20 protein-coding genes and 5 tRNA genes are annotated in these 26,689 nt (G+C 54.4%); 23 read left to right on the forward strand and 2 right to left on the reverse strand.

Features of this window, described 5'->3' with window-relative positions; all coding sequences use genetic code 11:
* The first annotated feature begins 447 nt into the window (after positions 1-447).
* The 5 genes from OEZ10_09180 (at position 448) to OEZ10_09200 (ending at position 5,037) form a co-directional block, all read left to right on the forward strand.
* Entirely contained in the window at positions 448-1,215 is a 768-nt protein-coding gene (locus tag OEZ10_09180) for a class I SAM-dependent methyltransferase (GenBank protein MDH5633150.1), read from the forward strand.
* A 35-nt stretch (positions 1,216-1,250) separates the two neighbouring features.
* On the forward strand, positions 1,251-2,288 hold the full coding sequence (locus OEZ10_09185) for a hypothetical protein (GenBank protein MDH5633151.1): 1,038 nt from the start codon (positions 1,251-1,253) through the stop codon (positions 2,286-2,288).
* 32 nt (positions 2,289-2,320) lie between these two features.
* Positions 2,321-3,286, forward strand: a complete 966-nt coding sequence (locus tag OEZ10_09190) for a calcium/sodium antiporter (protein ID MDH5633152.1) — start codon at positions 2,321-2,323, stop codon at positions 3,284-3,286.
* A gap of 180 nt (positions 3,287-3,466) precedes the next feature.
* Entirely contained in the window at positions 3,467-4,297 is an 831-nt protein-coding gene (locus OEZ10_09195; protein MDH5633153.1) for an endonuclease/exonuclease/phosphatase family protein, read from the forward strand.
* A gap of 293 nt (positions 4,298-4,590) precedes the next feature.
* Positions 4,591-5,037, forward strand: coding sequence for an Rrf2 family transcriptional regulator (locus OEZ10_09200; GenBank protein MDH5633154.1), 447 nt, complete (start codon positions 4,591-4,593; stop codon positions 5,035-5,037).
* Between the two features lie 37 nt (positions 5,038-5,074).
* On the opposite strand, the gene OEZ10_09205 is transcribed toward OEZ10_09200, so the two are convergent.
* Entirely contained in the window at positions 5,075-6,079 is a 1,005-nt protein-coding gene (locus OEZ10_09205) for a DUF3445 domain-containing protein (protein MDH5633155.1), read from the reverse strand.
* Positions 6,080-6,302: 223 nt separating this feature from the next.
* Between OEZ10_09205 and birA the strand changes: the two genes are divergently transcribed.
* From birA to OEZ10_09230, 5 genes are all read left to right on the forward strand, one after another.
* Positions 6,303-7,280, forward strand: coding sequence for a bifunctional biotin--[acetyl-CoA-carboxylase] ligase/biotin operon repressor BirA (gene birA, locus OEZ10_09210; protein MDH5633156.1), 978 nt, complete (start codon positions 6,303-6,305; stop codon positions 7,278-7,280).
* Positions 7,277-8,041 carry a type III pantothenate kinase gene (locus OEZ10_09215; GenBank protein MDH5633157.1) on the forward strand — a complete coding sequence of 255 codons (765 nt, stop codon included), beginning with the start codon at positions 7,277-7,279 and terminating at the stop codon, positions 8,039-8,041. Before birA ends, OEZ10_09215 begins: the two co-directional genes overlap by 4 nt.
* A complete protein-coding gene (locus OEZ10_09220) occupies positions 8,038-8,727 on the forward strand; it encodes an SPOR domain-containing protein (protein ID MDH5633158.1) in 690 nt (229 codons plus the stop codon). Before OEZ10_09215 ends, OEZ10_09220 begins: the two co-directional genes overlap by 4 nt.
* A gap of 79 nt (positions 8,728-8,806) precedes the next feature.
* Positions 8,807-8,882 (forward strand) — tRNA-Thr (locus OEZ10_09225).
* Positions 8,883-8,934: 52 nt separating this feature from the next.
* The gene (locus tag OEZ10_09230) at positions 8,935-11,214 is read left to right on the forward strand and encodes an aconitate hydratase (GenBank protein MDH5633159.1); all 2,280 of its coding nucleotides are present in this window, start codon (positions 8,935-8,937) and stop codon (positions 11,212-11,214) included.
* Positions 11,215-11,273: 59 nt separating this feature from the next.
* Here the strand turns inward: OEZ10_09230 and OEZ10_09235 are convergent, their stop codons facing one another.
* On the reverse strand, positions 11,274-12,548 hold the full coding sequence (locus tag OEZ10_09235; protein MDH5633160.1) for an FAD-dependent oxidoreductase: 1,275 nt from the start codon (positions 12,546-12,548) through the stop codon (positions 11,274-11,276).
* Between the two features lie 382 nt (positions 12,549-12,930).
* On the opposite strand from OEZ10_09235, the gene OEZ10_09240 reads away from it, so the two are divergent.
* From OEZ10_09240 to rpoC, 13 genes are all read left to right on the forward strand, one after another.
* A tRNA-Tyr gene (locus OEZ10_09240) sits at positions 12,931-13,015 on the forward strand.
* A gap of 78 nt (positions 13,016-13,093) precedes the next feature.
* A tRNA-Gly gene (locus OEZ10_09245) sits at positions 13,094-13,167 on the forward strand.
* Between the two features lie 68 nt (positions 13,168-13,235).
* Positions 13,236-13,310, forward strand: a tRNA-Thr gene (locus OEZ10_09250).
* 158 nt (positions 13,311-13,468) lie between these two features.
* A complete protein-coding gene (gene tuf / locus OEZ10_09255) occupies positions 13,469-14,659 on the forward strand; it encodes an elongation factor Tu (protein ID MDH5633161.1) in 1,191 nt (396 codons plus the stop codon).
* A gap of 48 nt (positions 14,660-14,707) precedes the next feature.
* Positions 14,708-14,783 (forward strand) — tRNA-Trp (locus OEZ10_09260).
* Positions 14,784-14,811: 28 nt separating this feature from the next.
* Positions 14,812-15,147 (forward strand): preprotein translocase subunit SecE, encoded by a 336-nt coding sequence (gene secE / locus OEZ10_09265; GenBank protein MDH5633162.1) that lies wholly within the window; start codon positions 14,812-14,814, stop codon positions 15,145-15,147.
* A 16-nt stretch (positions 15,148-15,163) separates the two neighbouring features.
* Positions 15,164-15,697: a transcription termination/antitermination protein NusG gene (nusG, locus tag OEZ10_09270; protein MDH5633163.1), complete on the forward strand. Its 534-nt coding sequence runs from the start codon at positions 15,164-15,166 to the stop codon at positions 15,695-15,697.
* 76 nt (positions 15,698-15,773) lie between these two features.
* Positions 15,774-16,205 (forward strand): 50S ribosomal protein L11, encoded by a 432-nt coding sequence (rplK, locus tag OEZ10_09275; protein ID MDH5633164.1) that lies wholly within the window; start codon positions 15,774-15,776, stop codon positions 16,203-16,205.
* Positions 16,206-16,904, forward strand: coding sequence for a 50S ribosomal protein L1 (rplA, locus tag OEZ10_09280; protein MDH5633165.1), 699 nt, complete (start codon positions 16,206-16,208; stop codon positions 16,902-16,904).
* A gap of 222 nt (positions 16,905-17,126) precedes the next feature.
* Positions 17,127-17,651 carry a 50S ribosomal protein L10 gene (gene rplJ, locus OEZ10_09285; GenBank protein MDH5633166.1) on the forward strand — a complete coding sequence of 175 codons (525 nt, stop codon included), beginning with the start codon at positions 17,127-17,129 and terminating at the stop codon, positions 17,649-17,651.
* 68 nt (positions 17,652-17,719) lie between these two features.
* Positions 17,720-18,103, forward strand: a complete 384-nt coding sequence (rplL, locus tag OEZ10_09290) for a 50S ribosomal protein L7/L12 (GenBank protein MDH5633167.1) — start codon at positions 17,720-17,722, stop codon at positions 18,101-18,103.
* A gap of 182 nt (positions 18,104-18,285) precedes the next feature.
* Positions 18,286-22,365, forward strand: a complete 4,080-nt coding sequence (gene rpoB, locus OEZ10_09295) for a DNA-directed RNA polymerase subunit beta (protein MDH5633168.1) — start codon at positions 18,286-18,288, stop codon at positions 22,363-22,365.
* 65 nt (positions 22,366-22,430) lie between these two features.
* Entirely contained in the window at positions 22,431-26,654 is a 4,224-nt protein-coding gene (rpoC, locus tag OEZ10_09300; protein ID MDH5633169.1) for a DNA-directed RNA polymerase subunit beta', read from the forward strand.
* The last annotated feature ends 35 nt before the right edge of the window (positions 26,655-26,689 follow it).

Consider the following 26,689-nt stretch of genomic DNA (forward strand, 5'->3'; position numbering starts at 1 on the left):
GGGTGCGCCGCACATGGCAGGTTTTAATTCGTAAAAGCCCGGGTATTTATTGATTGCCAGGAGTTTTTTTGCTCCCGGGTTGTTAGTGGAATATTGCCTGGAGCCCTGTTAAAAACATCCCGGTCTCGCCTGGTGAAAGTCCCAGATCTGCTCGTTTCTCGTATACCGGTGTTTTATGCTGCCCGGGTACAGGCCATGCACCTCTGGGCCGGGATCGATAATGCGAGATAATGCGCGCCGAGTCCCCCGATAGTAAGGTCGTTGCAGAACTTACTTGAAATTCCGGTACGCCGTCGCCACGGCCCAGAGGTTAGGTTTCCACATCCGTATGTAGCAGCCCGCTCCCGGGGTTGCTTGTTAATACGGGAATCATGCTAAAGGCGGAGATGCTGTATCGGGCTGATACCAAGCATTGCTAAGGGTGGCGGAAAAAGATAGGCTCAAACCATGAAACAAAACAATGATATGCAGGCTGGCTACAGCCCACACCCGGTACTGGATGAGTATTACTCTGATTCATCCAGGCGAAGACAGTTTGTATCAACCTTGTTTGATGACACCGCCAGGTACTATGAATGGATAATCAGGGCTATGTCTTTCGGATCGGGAGAGTGGTATCGCAAGGTAGCGTTACGGCGTGTTGGTCTTGAGAAACAGATGAAGGTTCTGGATGTGGCAACGGGAACCGGACCTGTTGCGCGCTCTGCGCGCGCAATTGTTGGCGAAACCGGGGAGGTGGTTGGTCTCGATCGTAGCTTTAATATGTTGCTGGAGTCCGGTCGCCAGGCCGCTAATCCTTTGGTTCAGGCCGGAGCTGAATCTTTGCCGTTCCCGTCGGATTATTTCGACCTGGTAAGCATGGGCTATGCGTTGCGCCATGTGGATGACCTTAAAAATACCTTTGCTGAGTATGCGCGTGTTACCAGGCCGGGTGGCCGGTTATTGATTCTCGAGGTGACGCGCCCGACCACAACTGTTGGTTTCTGGTTGTCAAAATTCTACCTGCGCATCGTTATTCCTGCCGTTTCGGCCGTATTTATGCGCGATCGTCGAGCGGGTGAGTTGATGCGCTATTACTGGGATACCATCGAATACTGCGTGCCACCGGAGAAAATTCTGGCTGCAATGGCGGCCGCCGGCCTTGGCGAAGTAAAGCGCCATCGTGTTTTTGGTATCTTTAGTGAGTATACAGCTACCGTACCTGCCCGCACCTGATCGGGCAGACAACTGAGTTAGCCAGAAGAATCAATATGATCTTGTCGGAGATCCGCCAGAAGTCCGGTTCAACAAGTCCTGATAAGAGGCCTGGCGACTGCCTGCTGGTCGAATATTCCAAAGGTGAACGTGCGCCTGATGCGGCTGCCGGTTTATATGTGCTGGGTGCGGTCGAATATACGGTCGATGTCGATGCGGCACGGGACGAGACCGTGGCGCGAGTACCCTTGCGGGCGTTTCCGGAATCGTTTGACCGTGAAACCTGGTTGTCCACGGAGCCTGTGGATACTGGTTGTATGCACAATATCTGCTACCGTGCCAATGAGAATTTCCTGTTTGGAGTCTGGCAGCCGAACAGGCCGCCCGGGACAATCGATTCAGATACATCGATTGCCTATGGCGATCTTATAAAGTTCCTTGATTGCACGAGCCACAAATATCTGGTGCGGGTATGGAATTACTTGCCTGACATTAACTCGGAAATTGACGGCCTCGAGTGTTACAAGCGTTTTTGCCAGGCACGCCATGAGACGATATTCGCCCGCCAAGGTACTGATGCCAACAGCCTGCCGGCAGCCAGTGCTGTAGGATGTGAAAATGGCCAGCTGACACTCTTCTTCCTGGCATCGCGCCATAGAGGCGAGGCAGTGGAAAACCCGAAGCAGGTAAGCGCCTACAAATACCCTGCGCAATATGGACCGCGCAGCCCATCATTCTCCAGGGGCATGGTCACAGGCAGCGGTCAGAATGCCCGCCTGTTTATTTCAGGTACCGCGAGCATTCGTGGCCACGAAACTTGGCACAAGGATGACTTGTCACTCCAGCTTAATGTAACCCTGGAAAATATTGATGAGTTGTTATTGCAGGCCAACAAGGCTTGTGGCAGCAAACTGCGCGGATGTGCTGACCTGGCGCTGCTGAAGGTATATATTAGAAATGAGCAGGATTACTGGCCTGTGAGGACCCTGCTTGAAGACCGGGTACCAGGGGTCCCGATCATGTATCTGCATGCTGATATCTGCCGCAGTGACTTGCTGCTTGAAATAGAAGGCCTGTCGGTGCCGTCAGCCTGATCCGTTAGATCATATAACCTGGATTTGTCCTTTTGAGTTCCTTTATTGCTATTGTTGCCGGCTTTGTTCTCCTTGTCTGGACTGCCGACCGGTTTGTGAACGGGTCGGCCGCTATCGCCAGAAATCTTGGTGTTGCGCCGCTAATTATTGGATTGACCATTGTCGCTTTTGGGACGTCTGCTCCCGAAATCTTTGTTTCCGCGGTTGCTGCCTGGAATGGTGCGCCGGGTATGGCAGTAGGGAATGCGCTTGGATCGAACATCGCGAATGTCGGCTTGATACTCGGTATTACCGCCATGGTGGTACCGTTGTCGGTTCGCTCTGAGACCTTGCGGCGAGAGTTCCCGATACTGTTCGCGGTGATGCTGTTAAGCCTGATGTTGGTGCTGGACGGCAGTCTCGATTTTATCGACGGCTTTATCCTGTTTGCGGCATTGGGATTGATGATTTACTGGATGGTGAACCTTGGTCTTCGCAGTCGTCGCACTGATCCAATTGCATCCGAGTACGAGGCTGAACTGCCCGATACGATGCCGATGAAACAGGCAATAATCTGGTTTGTAATCGGTCTTGTCGGGCTTGTAGTCAGCTCCAGAATACTTGTATGGGGAGCGGTAAATATTGCCCAGGCCCTGGGAGTCAGTGACCTCGTGATTGGCCTGACCATTGTCGCGATTGGTACCAGTTTGCCCGAACTGGCAGCCTCGGTGATGAGTGCGCTGAAGAAGGAGCACGATATTGCAATTGGTAACGTACTGGGATCAAACATGTACAACCTGCTTGCTGTCATGGGTATGCCGGCCTTGATCAGCCCCACGCCTTTGCCGGAGCAGGTATTGTTGAGAGATTTTCCGGTGATGATCGCAATGACTGTTGCCTTGTTCGCCATGGCCTACGGATTTCGTGGCCCGGGGCGTTTGAACCGATTTGAAGGGTTTGCATTGATCGCAGCTTTTTTTTCCTACCAGGCGACAATTATTTTCAGTTCCATGGCCTGAATGTCTGCGGAATTAGCTCTACAAAACAGCGGCTTGCGACCAACCGCCCACAAGTCAGTTGTCTGGCCGGACTATTTGCCGCGCCCGGGCTGGCAATCCATCAAAAACGGTCCCATACTGAAATGAAGATGATAACGAGTCATACTCTTTCTTAAACCACATTAGTAATGTTGTAAATTAATGATCCTGGAAAATGACACCGTCGACGACCACAGCAATGAGCGGCTGCCAAGTGTGCCGGTAGCAAACTGTGGGGGAACTGATGCTCGACCACTGAGAATTCTTTCATTTAATGTTCAGACCGGGATCGGAACAAGTCAGTACAGCCATTACGTTACCGGGAGCTGGAAGCATTTTCTGCCGGCCATTGAGCGAAAGCACAACCTGAAACATATTGCTGCAGAACTGTCCCGCTATGACGTGGTCGGTCTCCAGGAGGTAGATGGCGGCAGCTTGCGTAGCAAGTACATGAGTCAAACCGAGTACCTTGCACGCAAGGCCAATTTTCCATTTTGGCATGAACAGATTAACCGGAACCTGGGTCGTATTGCCCAACACAGCATTGGCTTCCTGAGTCGCATTAATTTCAAGGTGTCCAGCGAGAACAAGTTGCCCGGAATAATTCCCGGACGCGGCGCCTTGGCCGTAGAAATGGAGTACAACGGGCACACGGTTTGCCTGATTACGGCACACTTGGCGTTGGGGCGAAGAACCAGGCTCAAGCAGATGGCATATTTGAGTGAATTGATCTCGGACTATGAGCACGTTGTTTTAATGGGCGATTTTAACTGTGACGCGCATAGCAGGGAGATGGATGCACTGCTTTCCCTGACCGATTTGCATCCGCCTGTGGCCGACATGCATACGTTCCCGAGCTGGCGACCGCTCAGATCGCTGGATCATATTCTCGTTTCCCGAAGCATGCGCGTGGACAAGCTGAATGTTGTGCACTTGCCTGTGTCGGATCATCTGCCGGTAGCGATGGAAGTATCATTGCCTGCAATGGCGTAGAAACAGGGGGCCGAGGTGGGATTGTTGTGTGGATCTGTCGGTCAGCAATGTGCCAACGTCTATCACGCGATCTCGGTATTTCATGTTTTTCTGGCAGCCGGAGCATTGCTGCTGGCGCGAATGCGGACAAAATCCAAATCGAAGGCCGTCCAGGGGGGTATCGAAGTAACATACCTTCTTTATCTGGTTGCTGGATTTCTGTTGGTAATGTCGGCAGCGCTTTGGGTGCTTGTGTAACGGATTCGGCTGTGGCAGGTTACATACCTTGGTAATATCGAGTTGGCGGGTCATCCATGCATTTAACCGTCCATACAGACTATGCTCTCAGGGTGTTGTTTTATCTCGCCCTGAGCGACGATGAATTGGCGACAATCAGTGATATTGCCGAATACTATGGCATATCAAAAAACCACCTGGTCAAGATTGTTCACAAGCTTGCCCAGGAAGGGCTGGTGCTTACGGTGCGGGGTCGTGCCGGTGGCATAAAACTGGCTGATGATCCGCAAAATATCCGGCTTGGCGATATTGTTCGGGTAACCGAGCCCGGTTTCGCAATGGTTAACTGCAAGTCTGATGACGGTTTCTGCAGGGTATTGCCGGTGTGCGGACTGCCAAAGATTTTCAGGGAGGCCACGAACGCATTTCTCGGCGAGATCGACAAGTATACGCTCGCTGATGCATTGCGAAAACGTATCAGTCTTGACGAGTTAAAATCCGAGCTCACCGCAGGCTCATCCTGAGCCGTTCCGTGTTTGCCAGACTGGCTTGTCGACCGGACTATGACAGCGCCGGTAACGTGCCAAGCCAGCCGATAATATCGTCCCTGTCAGCTGACAACCCCTTGTATTGCTGACTGGCGGCGTCCATTCCTTTTAAAGAGCTGATCAGCAAGCCGGCTTCGTTCTGGCTCTTCGCGATCTCCCGCGCATCAAGAAAATAGGTTCTGATGGTGAACAAAAGTTGGCTGGTTCCGGGAACGCCCTGCAGACATTGGCGTTCGATTCGCAGGTACAGCTCCGGATTGGCCGGGTCAAAGCGGCGGCCGCGCCAGTCATCGGCATTGACATGCTCCGGCGCGACCGGATGATGATTCAGGCGACAATCAGTAGCCAGCCCCCAGGCGAACCGGGTATAGGGTCCTTTGGACATCAGTCCATGTAATAACTTGTTATTGTCCGAATACCGTTGCGTGAAACGCGGAACGGCCGCGTGGGCATCAAGAAAAGATTGTCCGATTTTTTGCTCCGCACCCCAGTGGTTGGCGGCACAAAGATGCAAAGCTGTAATGATATTGTTGTCCTGATCAACGCTGACCAGGGCCATATCCTCCTGTACCTGGCAGCCCAGCGCATCCCAGCCATTTTTGAATTGTCCGGCATCCGCGGTTGTCGTGAGAGTCACATCAAGCGTTCCGCTGTGTCGAAATACAAGGCGATCACCCGAAAGGCGACAACTCAATGCCAGGTGGTCGGACGTTGTATCTATATTGAACAGCCCGGGATGTTCTGCTGCCAGCTGTTTGGCGATGAACAGGTTAGCCAGGCGGCTGCCAGTGCTCTCTGCGGACAAGTTGCAGACGTATTTGCCAGGTCTTTCGCGCCGTGCCGACAGGGCATTGTGGCGATACGCTATAAACTGTGTGTCGATCTGGAAAAGCTTGCGATCAGCATCACCGTTGCCAAAGTCTTTTCCAAGCCTGCTGAGACCAGGCTCAATCCCGTAGCCGCCGGGATTGAGCGGAAAGTAGCGAGCAGGTTCTGGCAGGAAGGGTTTGTTTGGCAAGGCAGTCGCAACCAGGTCTAGAGTATGTTTGCAGGATTAATATCGGAAATTTGGAGAATAGGGGTTCCGCAAACACCTGTCTATCGGGGCTGGACTAGACTGAGCCGGGAGCAACAATCCGGTTACGGTTCCGGTGGGGGTGTCGTGATCGAACATCATGAGCATAACGGGAAATTCCTTCAATTCGCTGACGTGTCGCCCGGTTTCCGGGTAAGATGCAGCCATGACTAGCAGTCGTATAACCATTCTGCGCATTCTTTCCGATGGCGAGTTTCATTCCGGCAAGCTTATGGGTGACAGGCTGGCGATCACCCGTGCCGCCGTGAACAAGATTATTCAACAGCTTTGCGCCTCCGGGCTTGAGATTCATTCGGTTACCGGCAAGGGTTACCGGCTTGCTGAGCCGCTTGAATTGCTGGATCGAGACCGGGTGATGAGCATCATCAACGGCTCCGGTCATAGCGACGTTGAACTGGAAATACACGAGCAGCTGGAATCGACAAGTCGTTATCTTGTCGATAAAAAAAGCTTGTCAGAAAACTCGCTGGTTTGCATGGCTGAGCACCAGACGGCTGGTCGCGGCCGACGTGGCCGGCTATGGCAAGCTACGCCTTACCGAAATATTCTAATATCTGTTTCACAGAGGTTGCCGTTACGCCCACCCCAGGTTGCCGGACTTAGCCTGGCCATCGGCGTTGGTATTGTTGAATCCCTGGAGGTATTTGGTTACCGGGGCGTAAAGCTCAAGTGGCCAAACGATCTCATGTGGGAGGGACACAAACTTGGTGGAGTGCTGGTCGATATGCAGGGTGAATCGGAAGGCCCGACCCGGCTAGTCGTCGGGCTCGGGCTGAATCTGCATATGGTTAACCAGGATGCCGAGTCCATAGACCAGCCCTGGGTCGATCTTCGCAATGTTCCCGGACCGCCGACTGTCTCACGAAATGAGCTGGCCGGTCATTTGGCGGTCGCGATGATCTCCGTGTTCCACGAATTTGTGGACAAAGGTTTTGAGAGTTTTCGTAACCGCTGGTTGTCGCGCAACGCTTATGCTGACAAGCCTGTTGTGTTGATTCAGGGTGACAGTACCGAGGAAGGCATTATTCAGGGTGTTGATGAATACGGCGCCTTGTTGTTGCGTACCAGTGCCGGGATTAGTGCGCATCATTCAGGCGAAGTCAGCCTGAGGCTGATGAAATGATGCTGCTCATCGACCAGGGAAACAGCAATATCCGCTGGGCAGTGCGTGACGCTGACAGCTGGACGACCGGTGAAGGCATGGGTTTTGTGGATAGCGTTGTTGCAAAACCGGGCCGGGTATTGATCAGCAGTGTTGCTGGCGATGAACGGCGCCTCGAGCTGCAATCCTGGCTGAAATCAACATGGAATATTGTGCCCGAATGGCTTGAGGCGAAGCCCTCTCAGCTGGGTGTATATAATTGTTACGATGAACCGGGCCGCCTGGGCGTAGACCGCTGGTTGGCGGTGATCGCGGCATATCATCTTTCTACGGGGGCCGTTTTAGTGGTAGATGCCGGAACCGCGTTAACGGTTGATGCGGTGGATAAGGACGGCAAAATGCTGGGCGGTGCCATTTTTCCTGGCCCGGGACTGATTGCCGCGTCGCTAGGCCGCGGAACGGGTCGAATCGGCGAAGTCGTGTTAAACCTGACCACCAAAGACAATGGTCCCGAATCCTCGACGTCGTTGGCTGTGTCAGCAGGGGTCGCGGTGGGATACCCGGCCGCTGCAATTGCCCTGGTGTTGTACTACTGGCAACGACTGCCAAAAAACTCACCCGTATGGGTGACTGGCGGCGGCGGCATCAGCTTGATGGAAGAGTTCTCGGGCCAGGCAAAAACCGATCCGACGTGTGCAATTGCAGATATAATTGAGCGCATGACTTACCAACCAGATCTCGTCTTGAAGGGCTTGGAAATGGCGGCGGGAGAACCCCGATGAAGTGGCTGTTTTCAGGCCTGTTGCTGGCCAACGTTGGCATGTGGATGTGGGGTAACTGGTATGTGACCGACGCTGCGGTGCCTGCAGCCCTGGAGGCGAGACCGGAAATTGCCCCTGAAAAGATGCGGCTGTTGTCAGAAGCAGACGCTGCGGCTATGCAGGCACGGGCTCAAACAGCGCCGCAGACCACCGTGCTCACTGATGTCTCACCGCCCCGAATGTGTTACCGAATCGGGCCATTTGAGAAAGAAGCATCACTGAAGCCGGTTCGCCAGTGGCTGGCAGATTATGTTGTGTCGGCCGCGCCCTCCGAGTCAGAGCAGGAAGTGACCTCCTACCGCGTCTACATCAAGCCCTTGGCCTCGGCTCAGGAGGTCGCGGCCATGCGTTCACGACTGAACCGGGCGGGGTTCCGGGATCATGCGCTGATCCATGAATCCGGTATGAAAAATGCGATTTCTCTTGGTGTTTTTGCGGTCAAGAAAAATGCCGCTGCCCATATGCGCCGGCTCGAAAGAAAGGGATTCAAGGTTAGCCGGCAAACTCTGGTGCGGTACCAGAAGCACTATTTTATTGATATCAAATCGGAAAAGGACCTGAAACCTGTGCTCGCCAAGCGAAACTGGGATCAGGCGCGAGCGCAGGAGGTGCAGTGCCGGCCTGTCGCCGCGGCGAAGCAAGGCTGAAAATTGGGCGAAATTTCCGGTGATTTGCAGTTGCTTCTGTTTGCCATAGTTTCTTACAATACGCGCCCACATCATCTGTGCCCGCATAGCTCAGTAGGTAGAGCAACTGACTTGTAATCAGTAGGTCGTTGGTTCAATTCCGACTGCGGGCTCCATTTTATTTTTTTATACTTACGTCCCGTCCAGAAAAAGCAGAAGAGAAGACTTATGGAAAAATTTCCGGCCGATGCCATAGAAATGATTCGCAGCCATTACGAATCGCTCGGAGAGCGACTGGATTCCATTCGCAAGCGCCTCGATCGCCCCATGACTCTGGCGGAGAAAATCCTGTTTTCTCACTGGCTGGACAGCGGCGCCGGATTGCCGGAGCGAGGCAAGACTACGGTGGGCCTGAGGCCTGATCGCGTGGCCATGCAGGATGCCACGGCACAAATGGCCATTCTCCAGTTTATGACCGCCGGCCGTAAAGAAGTGGCGATTCCGTCTACCGTACATTGCGATCACCTGATTCGCGCCAAGGTGGGTGCCAAGAGCGATCTGGCGGTCGCATCGGATACCAATCACGAGGTCTATGCATTTCTTCAGTCTGCCGCGGCGAAATACGGCATGGGTTTCTGGGAGCCGGGTTCAGGCATCATCCACCAGGTGGTGCTGGAAAATTACGCATTCCCGGGCGGCCTGATGATTGGTACCGACTCTCATACGCCGAACGCCGGCGGTCTTGGTATGGCCGCCATTGGTGTTGGTGGTGCCGATGCCGTTGATGCCATGGTGGGACTGCCGTGGGAGCTGATGTGGCCAAAACTGATTGGCGTCAAGTTGACCGGCACGATGTCAGGCTGGACCAGTGGCAAGGACGTGATCCTGAAGCTGGCCGGGCTGCTGACAGTAAAAGGCGGCACTAACAAGATCGTTGAATATTTTGGTCCTGGCACTGAGTCCTTGTCATGCACAGCCAAGGCGACAATAACCAACATGGGAGCGGAACTGGGTGCGACCACATCCGTCTTCCCGTTTGACTCAAGAATGGCCGACTACTTGCGCGCCACCGAGCGTGAAGAAGTGGCGCGCCTTGCCGAAGGTGCTGCCCGCCACCTGATCGCAGATCCGGAAGTGATAGAGAATCCGTCTGACTACTACGACGAAATTGTTGAAATCGATTTGTCCGGGCTGGAGCCACATATTGTCGGTCCGCACACGCCTGACCTGGCGCGACCGGTATCGCAGATGAAAGCCGATGCCAAAAAGAATGACTATCCGCTGAATGTTACCGCCGCCCTGATAGGCAGCTGCACCAATTCATCGTACGAAGACATTGGCCGGGCCGCGCACCTGGCACGCCAGGTCAAGGCGGCGGGTGGCAAGGCGAAGATTCCGTTTATGGTCACGCCAGGCTCAGAACAGGTGCGTGCGACGATTGAGCGTGATGGCTTGTTGGCAGACCTGGAAGCGGTTGGCGCCACCGTGCTGGCCAATGCTTGTGGGCCCTGTATTGGTCAGTGGGATCGCGTGGATTCCGTCAAGGACGAGCCCAATTCTATTTTGACCTCCTATAATCGCAATTTCCCGCGCCGCAACGATGGCAGCCCGACGACCAGTGCTTTTATCGGCAGCCCCGAAGTGGTGACTGCTTATGCATTTACCGGGTCATTTGACACCAACCCGCTGGTGGATGGCATCACACTCGAAAATGGCGAGAAATTAAAGCTGGAGCCTCCGGTCGCTGATGAGCTTCCGGCCAAGGGCTTTGATCGTGGCGCCAGCGGCTACCAGCCACCTAGCGAAGACGGTGCCAGCGTCAAGATTGATGTGGCTTTGGATAGTGAGCGCTTGAGTCTGCTCGAGCCTTTCGAGCCGGTCGACAAGGTCGCTGGTTACCAGGATTTGCCCGTATTGCTAAAGGCAGCAGGCAAATGCACAACTGATCATATTTCCCCGGCCGGCCCGTGGCTGAGGTTCCGCGGCCACCTGGATCGCATCAGTGACAATATGTATTCCGGCGCCAACAATGCATTCGGCACCGAAACCGGTACCGGTTTTAACGTGATATCGGCACAGGAAAATCAGCCACTGAACGCCATCGCCCGCGCCTACAAGGCTCAAGGTCAAGGTTGGGTGGTGATCGGTGATGAAAATATTGGTGAAGGCTCGTCTCGCGAACATGCTGCCATGAGTCCGCGTCACCTGGGCTGCCGGGTTGTGTTGAGCCGAAGCTTTGCCCGTATCCATCAGACTAACCTGAAAAAGCAGGGCGTTTTGCCGCTCACGTTCAGCAATCCCGCCGATTATGACAAGATTCGACGGGATGATCGCTTGTCATTCCAGGATCTGGACAAAATCGCGCCCGGCTCAACGGTGTCGGTAAATATTCGTCATGCTGATGGCGCTATTGAAACCATTGAGGCCGGTCATACCATGACTCGCGAGCAGATCGACTGGTTTGTTGCCGGGTCGGCACTCAACCTGATTCGACAACAGCAGGCGTAGGGTGTGACTGAATGAGCAAAAAGCCCGACTGCCAAGTCGGGCTTTTTGTATGACGGGCGTCAGGATTTCTTCAGGCGCACAATTCCCATCATTCTCAGCGCCCACTTTTCAAACAGCGGTTCAGATACGCCTTTTTTCATCTTGCGAATGAAATACTTCTCAAACGCGATCTTGGCCCAGTGTACCCACCTGCCGGTTTTGAACCAGGTGACATTGCGTGGCGGAATTTGTGGCAGGGCGATGAAGGCAGCGCCGGTATCGCCGAGATCGGCAAGACAAAACGCGTTCCAGGTCGCCTTGTGGATGGGTGCATAGCCGGTGAGCTCGGCACGGATATTATGGACAATGGCTGACACCATGGATTCGATCATATAGCCGGTTTTCGGTGCGCCTGTAGGTACCGGCGTTGCCTCGACAGGCGGGATGGCGATGCAGACGCCGGCGGAGAAAATATTTTTGTATTTTGGGCTGCGTTGATTCTCGTCAACGATAACGAAGCCTCGTGGATTACACAGACCCTCAACGGCGGCTACCGCATCAACGCCCTTGAATCCTGGCAGCATCATGGAGTGCCTGAATTCCAGTTCATGCTGCTGAAACAGTTCGCCTTTGCGATCATGCTCATCAATGAACATCTTGCCCTGTTCAACCCTGGTCACCTTGGCATTGGTAATCCACTTGATGTGACGGTTGCGGAATTCGCTTTCCAGCAGGCCGTGTGAATCACCAACTCCACCCAGACCCAGGTGGCCAATATAGGGTTCGCTGGTAACAAAGGTCATGGGTACGCGGTCACGAACCCCTGCGCGCCTCAGTGCGGTGTCAAGAATGGCCGCATATTCGTAGGCCGGGCCAAAACAACTGGCAAACTGTACCGCGCCGACGATGACGTGACCCGGGTCTTTTACCAGTTTCTGAAAGTCTTCAAAGGACTTCTCGGCATGATTGACCGTGCAAATAGACTGGGTAAAGCCTTCCGGGCCGGAACCCGGCACTTCTTCAAAGGCGAGCCGGGGCCCGGTGGCAATAATCAGGTAGTCGTAATCAACGACGTCGCCAGATGCCAGGATCAGTTTGTTGTTTTGAGCCTCGATGTTGCTGACGGTTTCGGCAATGAAGTTGATTTTTTTCTTTCCGAGGTATTTTCCGATAGGCACAGTAATGGCGCCCCGTTTCCGCCAGCCCACGGCCAGCCACGGGTTGGAGGGTACAAACTGAAAATAGTCGTATTTATTGATGACGGTGATGGTGTGCTGTTTATCCAGCGCGGAGCGTAATTCATAGGCAGCCGGAACGCCGGCAATACCTGCTCCGAGAATAACAATGTGAGCCATGAGAAATCTCCAGACAGTTAGACATAGAGTTTCTCCACAAAATGCGAAAGAGCGGTCAGCGTCTGGTTATTATAGATGTCGAGGTGAAGGCGGGAGCCGTGCACGACATTGCTGAATCCGCGGCCAGCATAACGCAATTACTACAGACAATCCAAGCCAAAGATCTGCCGAAGAGCGGATATGCCCGTATCCCGTATTGCCGCGTAACCACGAAAACGGAGTTATGGGCGCAGTCTCGGCCTTAATCGTTGCCCTTGGTGCGAATCCGGAGCATAATCCGCGCCCACGACAGGTGTTGTGGATTGACTTCAGGTGACCGGCCTGGAGGCGTTTTCTTATTGACATTTGTCAGGCGCTTCATCACAATGCGCGGCTTATTTTGGGAGGGGTTCCCGAGTGGTCAAAGGGATCAGACTGTAAATCTGACGGCTCCGCCTTCGGAGGTTCAAATCCTCCCCCCTCCACCACTAAATTGTACGCAAAATCTCAGGAAATTGAGGTTGCGCGACCGGGATAACCGGCGAGGGTGAAAAACCCCGAGTTTTGCGGGTGTAGTTCAATGGTAGAACTTCAGCCTTCCAAGCTGACTACGTGGGTTCGATTCCCATCACCCGCTCCAGAATGGAAGTGGCGAGCAGCGAGGGTGAACTGACCTGCCGCCGGTAGCGGCTGCTAAAAATGGTTTTCGCCCATGTAGCTCAGGGGTAGAGCACATCCTTGGTAAGGATGAGGTCGGCGGTTCAATTCCGCCCATGGGCTCCAGATTTCCAGGGCGCAGCGTCGCCCAGGGATTTCGGGATCAGCATTTAGTTTGTAGATGTACTTAATATATATAGTAAACCGGGTCGGCATGGTCGGTATAAATCGACCGGATCCATTCACTAGGGCAACCAAAACGGAAAACGAAAGAGGCTCCCAAGATGTCCAAGGAAAAATTTGAACGCAACAAGCCCCACGTCAACGTGGGCACCATCGGCCACGTCGACCATGGCAAGACCACGCTGACTGCGGCCCTGACCAAGGTATTGAGCGCGAAGTCCGGCGGCGAGTTCAAGGATTACGCCGACATCGATAACGCCCCGGAAGAGCGTGAGCGCGGTATCACCATCGCCACCGCCCACGTGGAATACGAAACGGACGCGCGTCACTATGCCCACGTGGATTGCCCGGGCCATGCCGACTACGTCAAGAACATGATTACCGGTGCCGCCCAGATGGACGGCGCCATCCTGGTGGTATCTGCCGCTGACGGCCCGATGCCCCAGACCCGTGAACACATCCTGCTGGCCCGCCAGGTCGGCGTGCCGTACATCGTGGTCTACCTGAACAAGGCCGACCAGGTGGATGACGCCGAACTGCTGGAACTGGTGGAAATGGAAGTACGCGAACTGCTGGACAGCTACGACTTCCCGGGTGATGACACCCCGATCGTCACCGGTTCTGCGCTGAAGGCGCTGCAAGGCGACACCTCTGATATCGGTGAGCCGTCTATCGAGAAACTGGCCGCTGCCCTGGATTCCTACATCCCGCAGCCGGAACGCGCCGTTGACGGCGACTTCCTGATGCCAGTAGAAGACGTCTTCTCCATCTCCGGTCGTGGTACCGTGGTCACCGGCCGTATCGAGCGCGGCATCGTCAAGGTTGGCGATGAAATCCAGATCGTCGGTATCAAGGATACTGCCACCACCACCTGCACCGGCGTGGAAATGTTCCGCAAGCTGCTGGACCAGGGCCAGGCAGGCGACAACGTCGGTATCCTGCTGCGTGGCACCAAGCGTGAAGAAGTAGAGCGTGGCCAGGTACTGTGCAAGCCCAATTCCATCAAGCCGCATACCCACTTCGAAGCTGAAGTGTACGTGCTGAGCAAGGAAGAAGGCGGCCGTCATACCCCGTTCTTCAACGGTTACCGTCCGCAGTTCTACTTCCGTACGACTGACGTGACCGGTGCCTGCACCCTGCCGGAAGGCACGGAAATGGTTATGCCTGGCGACAACGTCAAGATGACCGTACAGCTCATCGCCCCGATCGCCATGGAAGATGGCCTGCGTTTCGCGATTCGCGAAGGCGGCCGTACCGTTGGCGCCGGTGTGGTATCGAAGATTATTGAGTAATTGGTGTCAGCCGCCGGTTTGCCGGCGGCGCGGCCTAACGAGGTTGATAGGCCAGTAGCTCAATTGGCAGAGCGGCGGTCTCCAAAACCGCAGGTTGGGGGTTCGATTCCCTCCTGGCCTGCCACGAATGTGGCGAGAGAGAACAGCGAGCAATGATGGATAAATTAAAGCTCATGGTGGCTGCACTGATTCTTGGTGCAGGTATTGGAGCGTTTTACTATTTTAGTGCTGAATCCGATCTGGTGCGGGTATCCAGTCTGCTGGTTGCCGGTGTCATCGCATTTCTGGTAGCGGTACAGTCAACGCAAGGACGTGCAGCAGTTGAGTTTGCTCGCAGCTCTCGCACCGAGTTGCGCAAGGTGGTATGGCCAACGGGCAAGGAAACCACCCAGGTAACGCTGGTAGTGATTGCCCTTGTAATTTTGATCGCGCTTTTCCTGTGGATCGTCGATTGGGCGCTGGGAAAGCTGGTCCTGATGCTGACCTGAGCGAGGTATAGGGTTTATGGCTAAACATTGGTATGTCGTGCACGCCTATTCCGGTTTTGAAAAACAGGTTGCCCGTTCGCTGAAAGAACATATCCATAATGCCGGTATGAGTGAGTATTTCGATGATGTGCTCGTGCCGACCGAAGAAGTGGTTGAGATGAAAGGTGGCCAGAAGCGCACCACTCAACGCAAGTTTTTCCCCGGCTACGTGCTGGTGAAAATGGAAATGAATGATGATACCTGGCATCTGGTGAAGAATACGCCGAAAGTGACCGGGTTTATTGGTGGTGTTGGTAACAAGCCGACACCAATCACCGAGAAGGAAGCCCAGGCAATTCTGCAACAGGTGCAGGAAGGCGTTGAAAAGCCGAAGCCGAAGTTTTCCTTTACCTCTGGCGAGGAAGTCCGCGTTATTGACGGTCCGTTTGCTGATTTCAATGGCACGGTCGAAGACGTGAACTACGACAAGAGCAAGCTGCGCGTAGCAGTTTCCATTTTTGGTCGTATGACGCCAGTAGAGCTGGATTTCAGTCAGGTCGAAAAGTCCTGATTGTTTGTTCAAACCTAAATTAACGGGGAGATCGGTGTTTGAATCATCGATCGCTTGAACCCGACGGAGTGCAATCATGGCAAAGAAAATCGATGCCTATATCAAGTTGCAGGTAGCTGCACAGGAAGCCAATCCCAGTCCACCGGTAGGTCCGGCCCTGGGTCAACGTGGCGTAAACATCATGGAATTCTGCAAGGCATTTAATGCCAAGACGCAGAAAATGGAAAAGGGCATGCCCATCCCCGTGGTGATCACCGTATACAGTGACAAGAGCTTTACTTTTGTTACCAAGACCCCGCCCGCTTCAGTATTGCTGAAGAAAGCAGCAGGCATCCAGAAGGGTTCTGGCGTTCCACATACCAATAAGGTAGGCAAGGTCACCCGCGCCCAGTTGGAAGAAATCGCCCAGACCAAGATGGCTGACCTGAATGCGTATGACGTGGACGCCGCCGTGAAAATTATTGCCGGCAGTGCACGCAGCATGGGTATTGAAACGGAGGGTGTGTAAATGGCCAAGAAGAGCAAGCGTATCAAGGCGCTGGCCGAGAAGGTTGAGCGCAACAGGTTTTACAGTCTTGATGAAGCGCTGACCCTGGTCAGGGAAACCGCATCAGCCAAGTTTGATGAATCCGTAGACGTCGCGGTTAACCTGGGCGTGGATGCACGTAAATCCGACCAGAACGTACGTGGCGCCACTGTTATGCCGCGCGGTACCGGCAAAACCGTTCGCGTTGCCGTATTTGCCCAGGGCGAACAGGCCGAAGCTGCCAAGGCAGCTGGTGCCGACATTGTCGGATTTGAAGACCTGGCTGAAGACATCAAGAAAGGCACGATGAATTTTGACATCTGTATCGCCACTCCTGATGCCATGCGTGTTGTTGGTCAGCTGGGCCAGATCCTGGGTCCCCGCGGCCTGATGCCAAACCCGAAGGTGGGAACGGTGACGCCGGACGCTGCCAAGGCGGTAAAGGATGCCAAGGCCGGACAGGTTCAGTTCCGCATCGACAAGGCCGGTATTATTCATTGCTCGATCGGCAAGGCTTCATTTGACGCCGAGGCACTGAAAGAAAACCTGAATGCACTGATTGCCGCATTGCAGAAGGCCAAGCCGGCTGCAGCCAAGGGTCAGTACTTCAAGAAATTTACCCTGTCCACGACCATGGGCCCGGGTATTGCTGTCGATCGCGCCAGTATCGACACGATTTAAAAGTATTTGAAGTCGACGCAGTCTGACTGCCGACGCTTCAAGGGCCGCGCCACAGCAGTACCGTGGTGCGGGTGTCTAAGACCGTAGGTGTGCGTGAGCACTTAATGTCATCGGTTGTATTGATGATGAAACCTACGCAGACGGTGTTTCGAATACAGGAAGGGTATAGCCCTGTAAACCTGAATACGATCACCGGCTAACGCTGTAACGGAGGTGACTCGAATGAGTCTGAACCTGGAGCAGAAAAAGGCCGTTGTGGCTGAGGTATCCGAAGTAGTCAAGGGTGCTGAAGCAGCTATCGTGGCTGAATATCGCGGCTTGACCGTCGGGCAGATGACTGAACTTCGTCGCAAAGCGCACGAAGCCAACGTCTTTTTGCGCGTGGTCAAGAATACGCTCGCCCGTCGCGCAGTAGAAGGAACCGATTTTGAATGCCTGAAAGATGAGCTGACTGGTCCGCTCGCTTTTGCGTGTTCAGACGATCCTGCTGCTGTTGCCAAGGTGCTGGCTGAGTTTGCCAAGACCAACGACAAGCTGGTCATCAAGTCTGGCGCCATGTCAGGCAAATTGATGAGTGCAGCTGAGCTGGATGCATTGGCGAAACTGCCGGGCCGCGAACAGTTGCTGGCTATGCTGCTTGGAACCATGCAGGCGCCGGTACAGAAATTTGTCCAGACCCTCAACGAGGTTCCTGGCAAGTTTGTCCGTACCGTGGCTGCTGTGCGTGATGCCAAGGAAGCCGCCTGAGGCGAATACCAGCGCTACAACACTTTTTCGATTAAGAGCCGTAAGTTAATTTATTCAGGAGAATAGAAATGGCTGTATCTAAAGAAGATATTCTGGAATCAATTTCCAACATGACCGTTCTTGAGCTGTCTCAGCTGATCAAGGACATGGAAGAAAAGTTCGGCGTATCTGCCGCTGCCGCTACTGTTGCCGTTGCTGCTCCTGCGGGTGGTGATGCCGGTGCTGCCGCTGCCGAAGAGAAGGACGAGTTCGACGTAGTCCTGACCGAAGCCGGCGCCAACAAGGTTTCCGTTATCAAGGCCGTACGTGCCGTCACCAGCCTGGGACTGAAAGAAGCCAAGGACCTGGTTGAATCCGCACCGGCGACTGTCAAGGAAGCAGCTGCCAAGGCTGAAGCCGAAGACATGAAGAAGCAGCTGGAAGCAGCTGGCGCCAAGGTCGAGCTCAAGTAAGACTTTGGATCAGCGAGGCTCGCTGACAAAGCTGTTCCGGTCAAACCATGACCGGGCAGCGATGGAACCGACGGGAAAGGCTGGCGCCAAGGGGTGCCGGCCTGTTCCTGTTTGCATATTAGTGATCGGGCATTAACCGGTTGTTAATGAACAGGGTTTACTGATACAGGCCGAGGAATAGAATGGGTTACGCATTCACCGAAAAGAAACGTATTCGCAAGAATTTTGGCAAACGTCCGCATGTTCTGGACGTGCCTTATCTTCTGCAAATCCAGAAAGACTCTTTCAGGAAGTTCCTGCAGGCGGAGACCGAGCCTGAGCAGCGAATTGACCAGGGTCTGCAAGCGGCTTTTAAGTCGGTATTCCCGATCGAAAGTTACAACGGTAACGCAGCCCTGGAGTTTGTCAGCTATCGCCTGGGCGAACCGGCTTTTGACGTCAAGGAATGTCAGCAGCGCGGCCTGATCTATTCGGCACCCTTGCGTGTCAAGGTTCGACTTGTAGTGTTCGACAAGGACGATACCACCGGCAGCAAGACTGTGCGTGACATCAAGGAGCAGGAAGTCTACCTCGGCGAAATCCCGCTCATGACTGACAACGGTACGTTTGTCATAAATGGCACCGAGCGTGTCATTGTTTCCCAGCTGCACCGTTCGCCGGGCGTGTTTTTCGAACACGACTACGGCAAGACCCATTCTTCGGGCAAGCTGCTGTTTTCTGCCCGCGTGATTCCGTATCGCGGCTCCTGGCTGGACCTGGAGTTCGATCCCAAGGATGTGCTGTACGTCCGCATTGACCGTCGTCGCAAGCTGCCATCAACCATTTTGCTGCATGCGCTGGGCCTGACCCGCGAGGATATTCTCGGACTGTTTTTTGAAACGGATACGTTCCACCTTGGCAAAAAAGAGATCAAGGTGGACCTGGTGGCCGAACGCCTGCGTGGCCAGCAGTTTGAATTTGATATTTCAACCGGCAAGGGCGAGGTAGTTGTTGAGGCCGGTCGCCGTGTTACCGCTCGTCATATCCGTGAACTGGACAAGTCACGACTCAAAACACTGGCGGTACCGCCATCGTTTGTCGTCGGCCGTTCGCTGGCACACAACATCATCGATACTGAAACCGGTGAACTGGTTGCCGAAGCCAATACGGTAATCAGCGACGAGCTGCTCGAAAAGCTGCTCACCATGGGTATCGATACGATCCAGACGATTTACACCAATGACCTGGACCAGGGACCGTTCGTTTCCGATACGTTGCGCCTCGATCCGACCAACGACGCACTGGAAGCGCAAATTGAAATTTATCGCATGATGCGCCCGGGCGAGCCGCCGACAAAGGATGCTGCCCAGGGCCTGTTTAACAACCTGTTCTTCTCGGCAGATCGCTACGACCTGTCTGCTGTCGGCCGTATGAAATTCAACCGTCGCCTTGGTCGCGACAGTGATGAAGGCCCGGGCATCCTGAGCAAGGAAGACATCATTGATGTCATGAAGACCCTGATCGACCTGCGTAATGGCAAGGGCGAAATTGATGATATCGATCACCTGGGTAATCGCCGCGTTCGTTCCGTCGGCGAACTGGTTGAAAACCAGTTCCGAATCGGCCTGGTGCGCGTGGAGCGTGCCGTCAAGGAGCGCCTGACGCTGGCTGAAAGTGAAGGCCTGATGCCGCAAGAGATGATTAATGCCAAACCGGTATCGGCGGTCATCAAGGAATTCTTCGGTTCTTCGCAGTTGTCGCAGTTCATGGATCAGACCAACCCGCTGTCGGAAGTTACTCACAAGCGCCGTGTTTCTGCATTGGGTCCTGGTGGCTTGACCCGTGAGCGCGCAGGTTTTGAAGTGCGTGACGTTCACCCGACGCATTATGGCCGTGTATGCCCGATCGAAACACCTGAAGGTCCGAACATCGGTTTGATCAACTCGCTGTCGTGTTTTGCCCGCACCAATGAATACGGGTTCCTGGAAACACCGTACCGCAAGGTCAATAACGGCAAGGTAACCGAACAGATTGATTTCCTGTCCGCCATTGAAGAAAGCAAGTTTGTTATTGCCCAGGCCAACGCTACCCTGGACAAGAATGGCAAACTTATAGACGAACTGGTGTCTTGCCGTAACCGCAATGAATTCCTGTTGTCGACGCCAGACCAGGTTGAATATATCGACGTTGCGCCGTCACAGATCGTATCTGTTGCGGCCAGCCTGATTCCTTTCCTTGAGCATGACGATGCCAACCGTGCATTGATGGGTTCAAACATGCAACGCCAGGCAGTGCCTACGCTGCGGAGTGAGAAGCCGTTGGTGGGTACCGGCATGGAGCGAATTGTTGCTGTCGACTCCGGCGTAACCGTGGTCGCCAAGCGCGGTGGCATGGTGGATTCTGTTGATGCCGCGCGCATCGTTGTTCGCGTCAATGATGATGAAACCGGTCCGGGCGAAGTTGGTGTGGATATCTACAACCTGACCAAGTATCAGCGTTCCAACCAGAACACCAATATCAACCAGCGACCACTGGTGAAGGTGGGTGACATTGTTGCCGTTGGTGATGTGCTGGCTGATGGTCCTTCAACCGATATGGGCGAACTGGCCCTGGGCCAGAATGTCCTTGTCGCGTTTATGCCCTGGAACGGCTACAACTTCGAAGACTCGATTCTCATCTCCGAGCGCGTGGTCGAACAGGATATGTATACCACTATCCACATCGAGGAGTTGAACACGGTTGCCCGTGATACCAAGCTGGGCCCTGAAGAAATCACCCGTGATATTCCCAATGTCGGTGAGGCAGCACTGAGCAAGCTGGATGAATCCGGCATCGTTTATATTGGTGCCGAGGTCAAGGCCGGCGACATCCTGGTGGGCAAGGTCACCCCGAAGGGTGAAACCCAGCTTACCCCGGAAGAAAAACTGCTGCGCGCTATCTTTGGAGAAAAGGCATCCGATGTGAAGGATACCTCGCTGCGCCTGTCTTCCGGCATGTCCGGTACCGTTATCGATGTACAGGTTTTCACCCGCGACGGCGTGGAAAAAGATGCGCGTGCCAAGGCTAATGAAGAATACGAACTTGAGCGGGTCAAGAAAGACCTGAACGATCAGTATCGTATTGTTGAAGACGACGCCTTTGCCCGTCTTGAGAGAATGCTGATTGGCAAGGTCGCCGATGGCGGTCCTGCAGGGCTTAACTCTGACGACAAGCTGACCAAGGCTTACCTGACAGAATTGCCGCGCCAGCAGTGGTTCGACATTCGCATGCGCAATGAAGATGCAAGCCAGGCACTTGAGCAGATTCGCGAACACCTGAAGCAGCAGCAAGAGTTGTTTGCCGCGCGCTTCACAGAGAAGAAAGTCAAGCTGACATCAGGTGATGACCTGGCGCCTGGCGTTCTGAAGATGGTGAAAGTATACGTAGCAGTCAAACGTCGTCTGCAGCCTGGAGACAAAATGGCGGGACGTCACGGCAACAAGGGTGTCATTTCACGCATTGTTCCTGTTGAAGACATGCCGTACATGGAAGATGGCACGCCGGTGGACGTCGTGCTGAATCCGCTGGGCGTGCCATCACGTATGAACGTGGGCCAGATACTCGAAACCCATCTCGGTTGGGCCGCCAAGGGCCTGGGCAAAAAGATTGGCCGAATGCTTGATGAGCAGCGTTCCATTGCCGAGATGCGTGAATTTGTTGCCCAGATATACAACCGGTCGGGCCGTTCGGAAGACCTGGATTCGCTGACTGACGATGAGTTCCTTGAACTGGCCGCAAACCTGACCAAGGGTGTACCTATGGCTACACCGGTATTTGACGGCGCCTCGGAAGAGGAAATCAAGGTAATGCTGGAACTGGCGGACCTGCCGGTTTCGGGGCAGACCACTCTGTATGATGGCCGCAGCGGCCAGGCGTTCGATCGCCCGGTTACCGTTGGCTACAAGTACGTACTCAAGCTGAACCACCTTGTCGATGACAAGATGCACGCGCGTTCAACCGGTCCTTACAGCCTGGTTACACAGCAGCCTCTCGGCGGCAAGGCACAATTCGGTGGTCAGCGTTTCGGTGAAATGGAAGTGTGGGCGCTGGAAGCCTATGGCGCGTCCTACACCTTGCAGGAAATGCTCACGGTCAAGTCAGACGACGTGCATGGTCGTACCAAGATGTTTGAAAACATCGTCAAGGGTAACCATCGCATGGAAGCCGGCATGCCGGAGTCGTTCAATGTTCTGCTCAAGGAAATCCGGTCATTGGGCCTGGATATTGATCTCGAGCAGAAATAAGCAAGGACTCGTTTCGGAACCGAATTTGGATAGTCGGGCGCAGCCCGAATAACTGAGGAAATAGCATGAAAGATCTTTTCAATCTGTTCAAGCAACCCGGCAAACCGGAAGACTTTGATGTCATTCGCATTGGTTTGCCATCACCAGAGAAGATCCGTTCCTGGTCATTTGGCGAGGTCAAGAAGCCTGAGACCATCAATTATCGTACGTTCAAGCCGGAACGTGACGGCCTGTTCTGCGCCAAGATTTTCGGCCCGGTAAAGGACTACGAATGCCTGTGTGGCAAGTACAAGCGCCTGAAGCATCGTGGCGTGATTTGTGAAAAGTGCGGCGTTGAAGTCACCCAGTCCAAGGTGCGTCGTGAGCGTATGGGCCATATTGAACTGGCCAGCCCGGTAGCCCATATCTGGTTCCTCAAATCACTGCCATCACGCATGGGCCTCATGCTTGACATGACCTTGCGTGAAATCGAGCGCGTACTCTATTTTGAAGCCTATGTCGTGGTAAACCCGGGCATGACCACGCTTGAGCCGCGCACGCTGCTGTCAGAAGAAGCCTATCTCAATGCGATCGAGGAATTCGGTGACGAATTCGACGCGCGCATGGGTGCCGAGGCGATTCGTGACCTGCTCAAGGACATTGAGCTGGAAGACGAGGCCAAGCAGCTGCGTGAAGAGCTGTCAGCAACCGGTTCCGAGACCAAGATCAAGAAATTCACCAAGCGCCTCAAGGTTCTCGAGGCGTTCATTCAGTCCGGCAACAAGCCGGAATGGATGATCATGGAAATCCTGCCGGTGCTACCACCCGAGCTACGCCCGCTGGTTCCGCTCGACGGTGGCCGTTTTGCCACATCAGATCTCAATGACTTGTATCGTCGCGTTATTAATCGAAACAATCGACTGAAGCGTCTGCTGGATCTTAATGCCCCGGACATCATTGTCCGCAACGAAAAGCGCATGCTGCAGGAAGCGGTTGACGCACTGCTGGATAACGGTCGTCGCGGCAAGGCCATTACCGGCGCCAACAAGCGCCAGCTCAAGTCGCTGGCTGACATGATCAAGGGCAAGCAGGGACGTTTCCGTCAGAACCTGCTCGGCAAACGTGTTGACTACTCCGGTCGTTCCGTAATCGTGGTAGGTCCGACGCTCAAGCTGCACCAGTGTGGCCTGCCCAAGAAGATGGCGCTTGAACTGTTCAAGCCTTTTATCTTCGGCAAGCTCGAAGCGCGCGGCCTGGCGACCACTATCAAGGCCGCCAAGAAGATGGTTGAGTCTGAAACCGCTGAAGTCTGGGACGTTCTTGAAGAAGTGATTCGAGAGCACCCGGTGCTGTTGAACCGCGCACCAACCCTGCATCGTCTCGGTATCCAGGCGTTTGAGCCGGTACTCATCGAAGGCAAGGCTATCCAGTTGCACCCGCTGGTTTGCGCGGCCTATAACGCTGACTTTGACGGTGACCAGATGGCGGTACATATTCCGTTGTCGCTGGAAGCCCAGCTCGAGGCCCGTTCACTGATGATGTCGACCAACAACGTGTTGTCGCCGGCCAGTGGTGAGCCAATTATCGTGCCGTCACAGGACATCGTGCTTGGTTTGTACTACGCAACCCGCAAGCGCGTTAACGAAAAAGGTGAAGGCGGGGCATTTTCCGATGTGGCTGAAGTACAGCGTGCCTATGATTCAGGCTACCTGTCACTTCATGCTGCAGTAAAGGTTCGTATTCGTGAGCGCCTGTACGATGACGAAGGCAATGTAGTTGAAACCACGAAGCTCTACGATACAACTGCCGGTCGGGCAATGCTGTCAGAACTGTTGCCGGTGGGCATGCCGTTTTCCGAGGTCAACCTTGATCTGAAGAAAAAGGCCATCTCGGCGCTTATCAACAACTGTTACCGCCGTGTTGGTCTGAAGGACACCGTTATTTTCGCAGATCGATTGATGTATACCGGATTTGCTTATGCAACCCGCGCCGGTATTTCCATTGGTTCTGACGACATGATGACGCCGCCGGAAAAGGTGGACATTCTTGGTCATGCCGAGGACGAAGTAAAAGCGATCCAGAAACAGTACCAGTCTGGCTTGTTGACCGATGGTGAACGCTACAACAAGGTCGTTGATATCTGGACCCATACGTCCGAGCGTGTTGCCAAGTCGATGATGGATCAAATGGGGTCTGAGGATGCGACCGATGCCGAAGGTAACGCGGTCAAGCAGGATTCTTTCAACTCAATCTTTATGATGGCGGATTCGGGCGCGCGAGGCAGTGTCGCCCAGATACGTCAGCTTGCCGGTATGCGTGGTTTGATGGCCAAGCCGGACGGCTCCATTATTGAAACACCTATTACTGCCAACTTCCGTGAAGGTCTGAACGTCTTGCAGTACTTCATCTCCACGCACGGTGCGCGCAAGGGTCTTGCCGATACTGCGCTGAAGACCGCCAACTCCGGTTACCTGACTCGTCGACTTGTTGACGTCTGCCAGGACCTGGTTGTAACCGAAGAAGACTGTGGCACGACTACCGGTGTCGTCAAGCAGGCCCTGGTAGAAGGCGGCGAAGTGGTCATTCCGCTGCGCGACCGAATCCTGGGTCGTGTTGTAATCGGCGATATCAAGGACCCGGCCGACAGCAAGACTGTGCTGGTAGAAGACGGCACCATGCTGGACGAAGCGCTGGTTTCGCTGCTGGAAGAAAAGAATATCGACCAGATTATTGCCCGCTCGCCGGTAACCTGCGACACCCGTTACGGCATTTGCTCCAAGTGTTATGGTCGCGACCTGGGTCGCGGACACCTGGTCAACCAGGGCGAGGCAGTGGGTGTAATCGCTGCCCAGTCAATTGGTGAGCCCGGTACCCAGCTGACCATGCGTACGTTCCACATCGGTGGCGCGGCATCGCGAGCAGCCGCTATCAGTAATGTTGAAATCAAGACCAACGGTACGCTCAAGTTCAACAACATCAAGCAGGTTGAGCACGCCAGTGGTGCCGTGGTTGCCGTATCTCGTTCAAGCGAGCTGATCGTCCAGGACGAACACGGCCGTGATCGCGAGCGCTACAAGATTCCTTACGGCGCAACCATTACTGTCAGCGACGGCTCCTCGGTCAAGCCGGGCAACGTTGTTGCCAGCTGGGATCCGCATACCCACCCGATTATTACCGAACTCGCCGGCAAGGTTCAGTTTACCGACATGGTTGAGGGTGTAACGGTGAACAAGCAGACCGACGAGCTGACCGGGCTGTCCACCTACGTCGTTATGGACGCCAAGCAGCAGCGCGGCGGCAAGGATGTGAAACCGATTATCGGCCTGGTCGATGATAATGGTGACGAAGTCATGATTCCTGGCACCAAGATCCCGGCCAAGTACAACTTGCCGGCCGGTGCCATTGTGACCGTTGAGAACAATCAGAAAGTTGGCACAGGTGACGTACTGGCCCGTATTCCGCAGGAAAGCTCCAAGACCCGTGATATCACTGGCGGTCTGCCGCGTGTAGCCGAGCTGTTCGAGGCACGCAAACCGAAAGATGCGGCGATCCTGGCCGAAGTATCGGGTGTGGTTTCATTTGGCAAAGAGACCAAGGGCAAGGTTCGACTGGTAATTACTGACAAGGATGGTGTCGACAATGAGTACCTTATCGCCAAGGGTCGCCATATTTCCGTGTTCGAGGGTGAATCCATCGAGCAGGGGGACACCATTGTGGAAGGCTCACCTGTGGCCAGCGATATTCTGCGTCTGCTGGGAACCGAAGCGCTCACCAATTATATAGTTGACGAAATCCAGGACGTTTACCGCCTGCAGGGTGTAAAGATCAATGACAAGCATATCGAAGTCATTATCCGTCAGATGTTGCGCAAGGTAATCATCCTGGATCCGGGCGATACCCTGTTCCTGCCGGGCGAGCAGGTTGAGCGGGCCCGCCTGCTGGAAGCCAATGATAGTACTGCTACCGAAGGCAAACGCCCGGCCGAGTACGAGCGTCAATTGCTGGGCATTACCAAAGCCTCCTTGTCGACCGAGTCATTCATCTCCGCGGCATCGTTCCAGGAAACCACCCGGGTTCTGACCGAGGCAGCAATCAACGGCAAACGGGATTCCCTCCGTGGACTGAAGGAAAATGTCATTGTCGGTCGTCTGATTCCGGCGGGGACAGGTCTTGCCCATCACCAGGATCGTCAGCGCAAGCGTCAGGATGCGATTGATGAGGCCCAGGCGCTGGAGAATGCACTGTCAATCAATCTCAGTTCCATCGGGACCACAGAAGGCGGGGATTCCGATGAGGCGGCAAACGCCTAAATCGCCCCGAAATACTTGACACAACGGGGGTGCGG

It is taken from the genome of Gammaproteobacteria bacterium (genome assembly GCA_029880545.1).
Classification (GTDB): Bacteria; Pseudomonadota; Gammaproteobacteria; order Acidiferrobacterales; family SZUA-150; genus JAOUOD01.

Coding starts and splice junctions, on each gene's coding strand:
- OEZ10_09200 (MDH5633154.1), top strand. CDS start 4,591: ATGCATTTAACCGTCCATACAGACTATGCTCTCAGGGTGTTGTTTTAT.
- birA (MDH5633156.1), top strand. CDS start 6,303: ATGACTAGCAGTCGTATAACCATTCTGCGCATTCTTTCCGATGGCGAG.
- nusG (MDH5633163.1), top strand. CDS start 15,164: ATGGCTAAACATTGGTATGTCGTGCACGCCTATTCCGGTTTTGAAAAA.
- rpoC (MDH5633169.1), top strand. CDS start 22,431: ATGAAAGATCTTTTCAATCTGTTCAAGCAACCCGGCAAACCGGAAGAC.
- rpoB (MDH5633168.1), top strand. CDS start 18,286: ATGGGTTACGCATTCACCGAAAAGAAACGTATTCGCAAGAATTTTGGC.
- OEZ10_09230 (MDH5633159.1), top strand. CDS start 8,935: ATGGAAAAATTTCCGGCCGATGCCATAGAAATGATTCGCAGCCATTAC.
- OEZ10_09180 (MDH5633150.1), top strand. CDS start 448: ATGAAACAAAACAATGATATGCAGGCTGGCTACAGCCCACACCCGGTA.
- OEZ10_09235 (MDH5633160.1), bottom strand. CDS start 12,548: ATGGCTCACATTGTTATTCTCGGAGCAGGTATTGCCGGCGTTCCGGCT.
- rplA (MDH5633165.1), top strand. CDS start 16,206: ATGGCCAAGAAGAGCAAGCGTATCAAGGCGCTGGCCGAGAAGGTTGAG.
- rplJ (MDH5633166.1), top strand. CDS start 17,127: ATGAGTCTGAACCTGGAGCAGAAAAAGGCCGTTGTGGCTGAGGTATCC.
- OEZ10_09220 (MDH5633158.1), top strand. CDS start 8,038: ATGAAGTGGCTGTTTTCAGGCCTGTTGCTGGCCAACGTTGGCATGTGG.
- tuf (MDH5633161.1), top strand. CDS start 13,469: ATGTCCAAGGAAAAATTTGAACGCAACAAGCCCCACGTCAACGTGGGC.
- secE (MDH5633162.1), top strand. CDS start 14,812: ATGATGGATAAATTAAAGCTCATGGTGGCTGCACTGATTCTTGGTGCA.
- OEZ10_09195 (MDH5633153.1), top strand. CDS start 3,467: ATGATCCTGGAAAATGACACCGTCGACGACCACAGCAATGAGCGGCTG.
- rplL (MDH5633167.1), top strand. CDS start 17,720: ATGGCTGTATCTAAAGAAGATATTCTGGAATCAATTTCCAACATGACC.
- OEZ10_09185 (MDH5633151.1), top strand. CDS start 1,251: ATGATCTTGTCGGAGATCCGCCAGAAGTCCGGTTCAACAAGTCCTGAT.
- rplK (MDH5633164.1), top strand. CDS start 15,774: ATGGCAAAGAAAATCGATGCCTATATCAAGTTGCAGGTAGCTGCACAG.
- OEZ10_09215 (MDH5633157.1), top strand. CDS start 7,277: ATGATGCTGCTCATCGACCAGGGAAACAGCAATATCCGCTGGGCAGTG.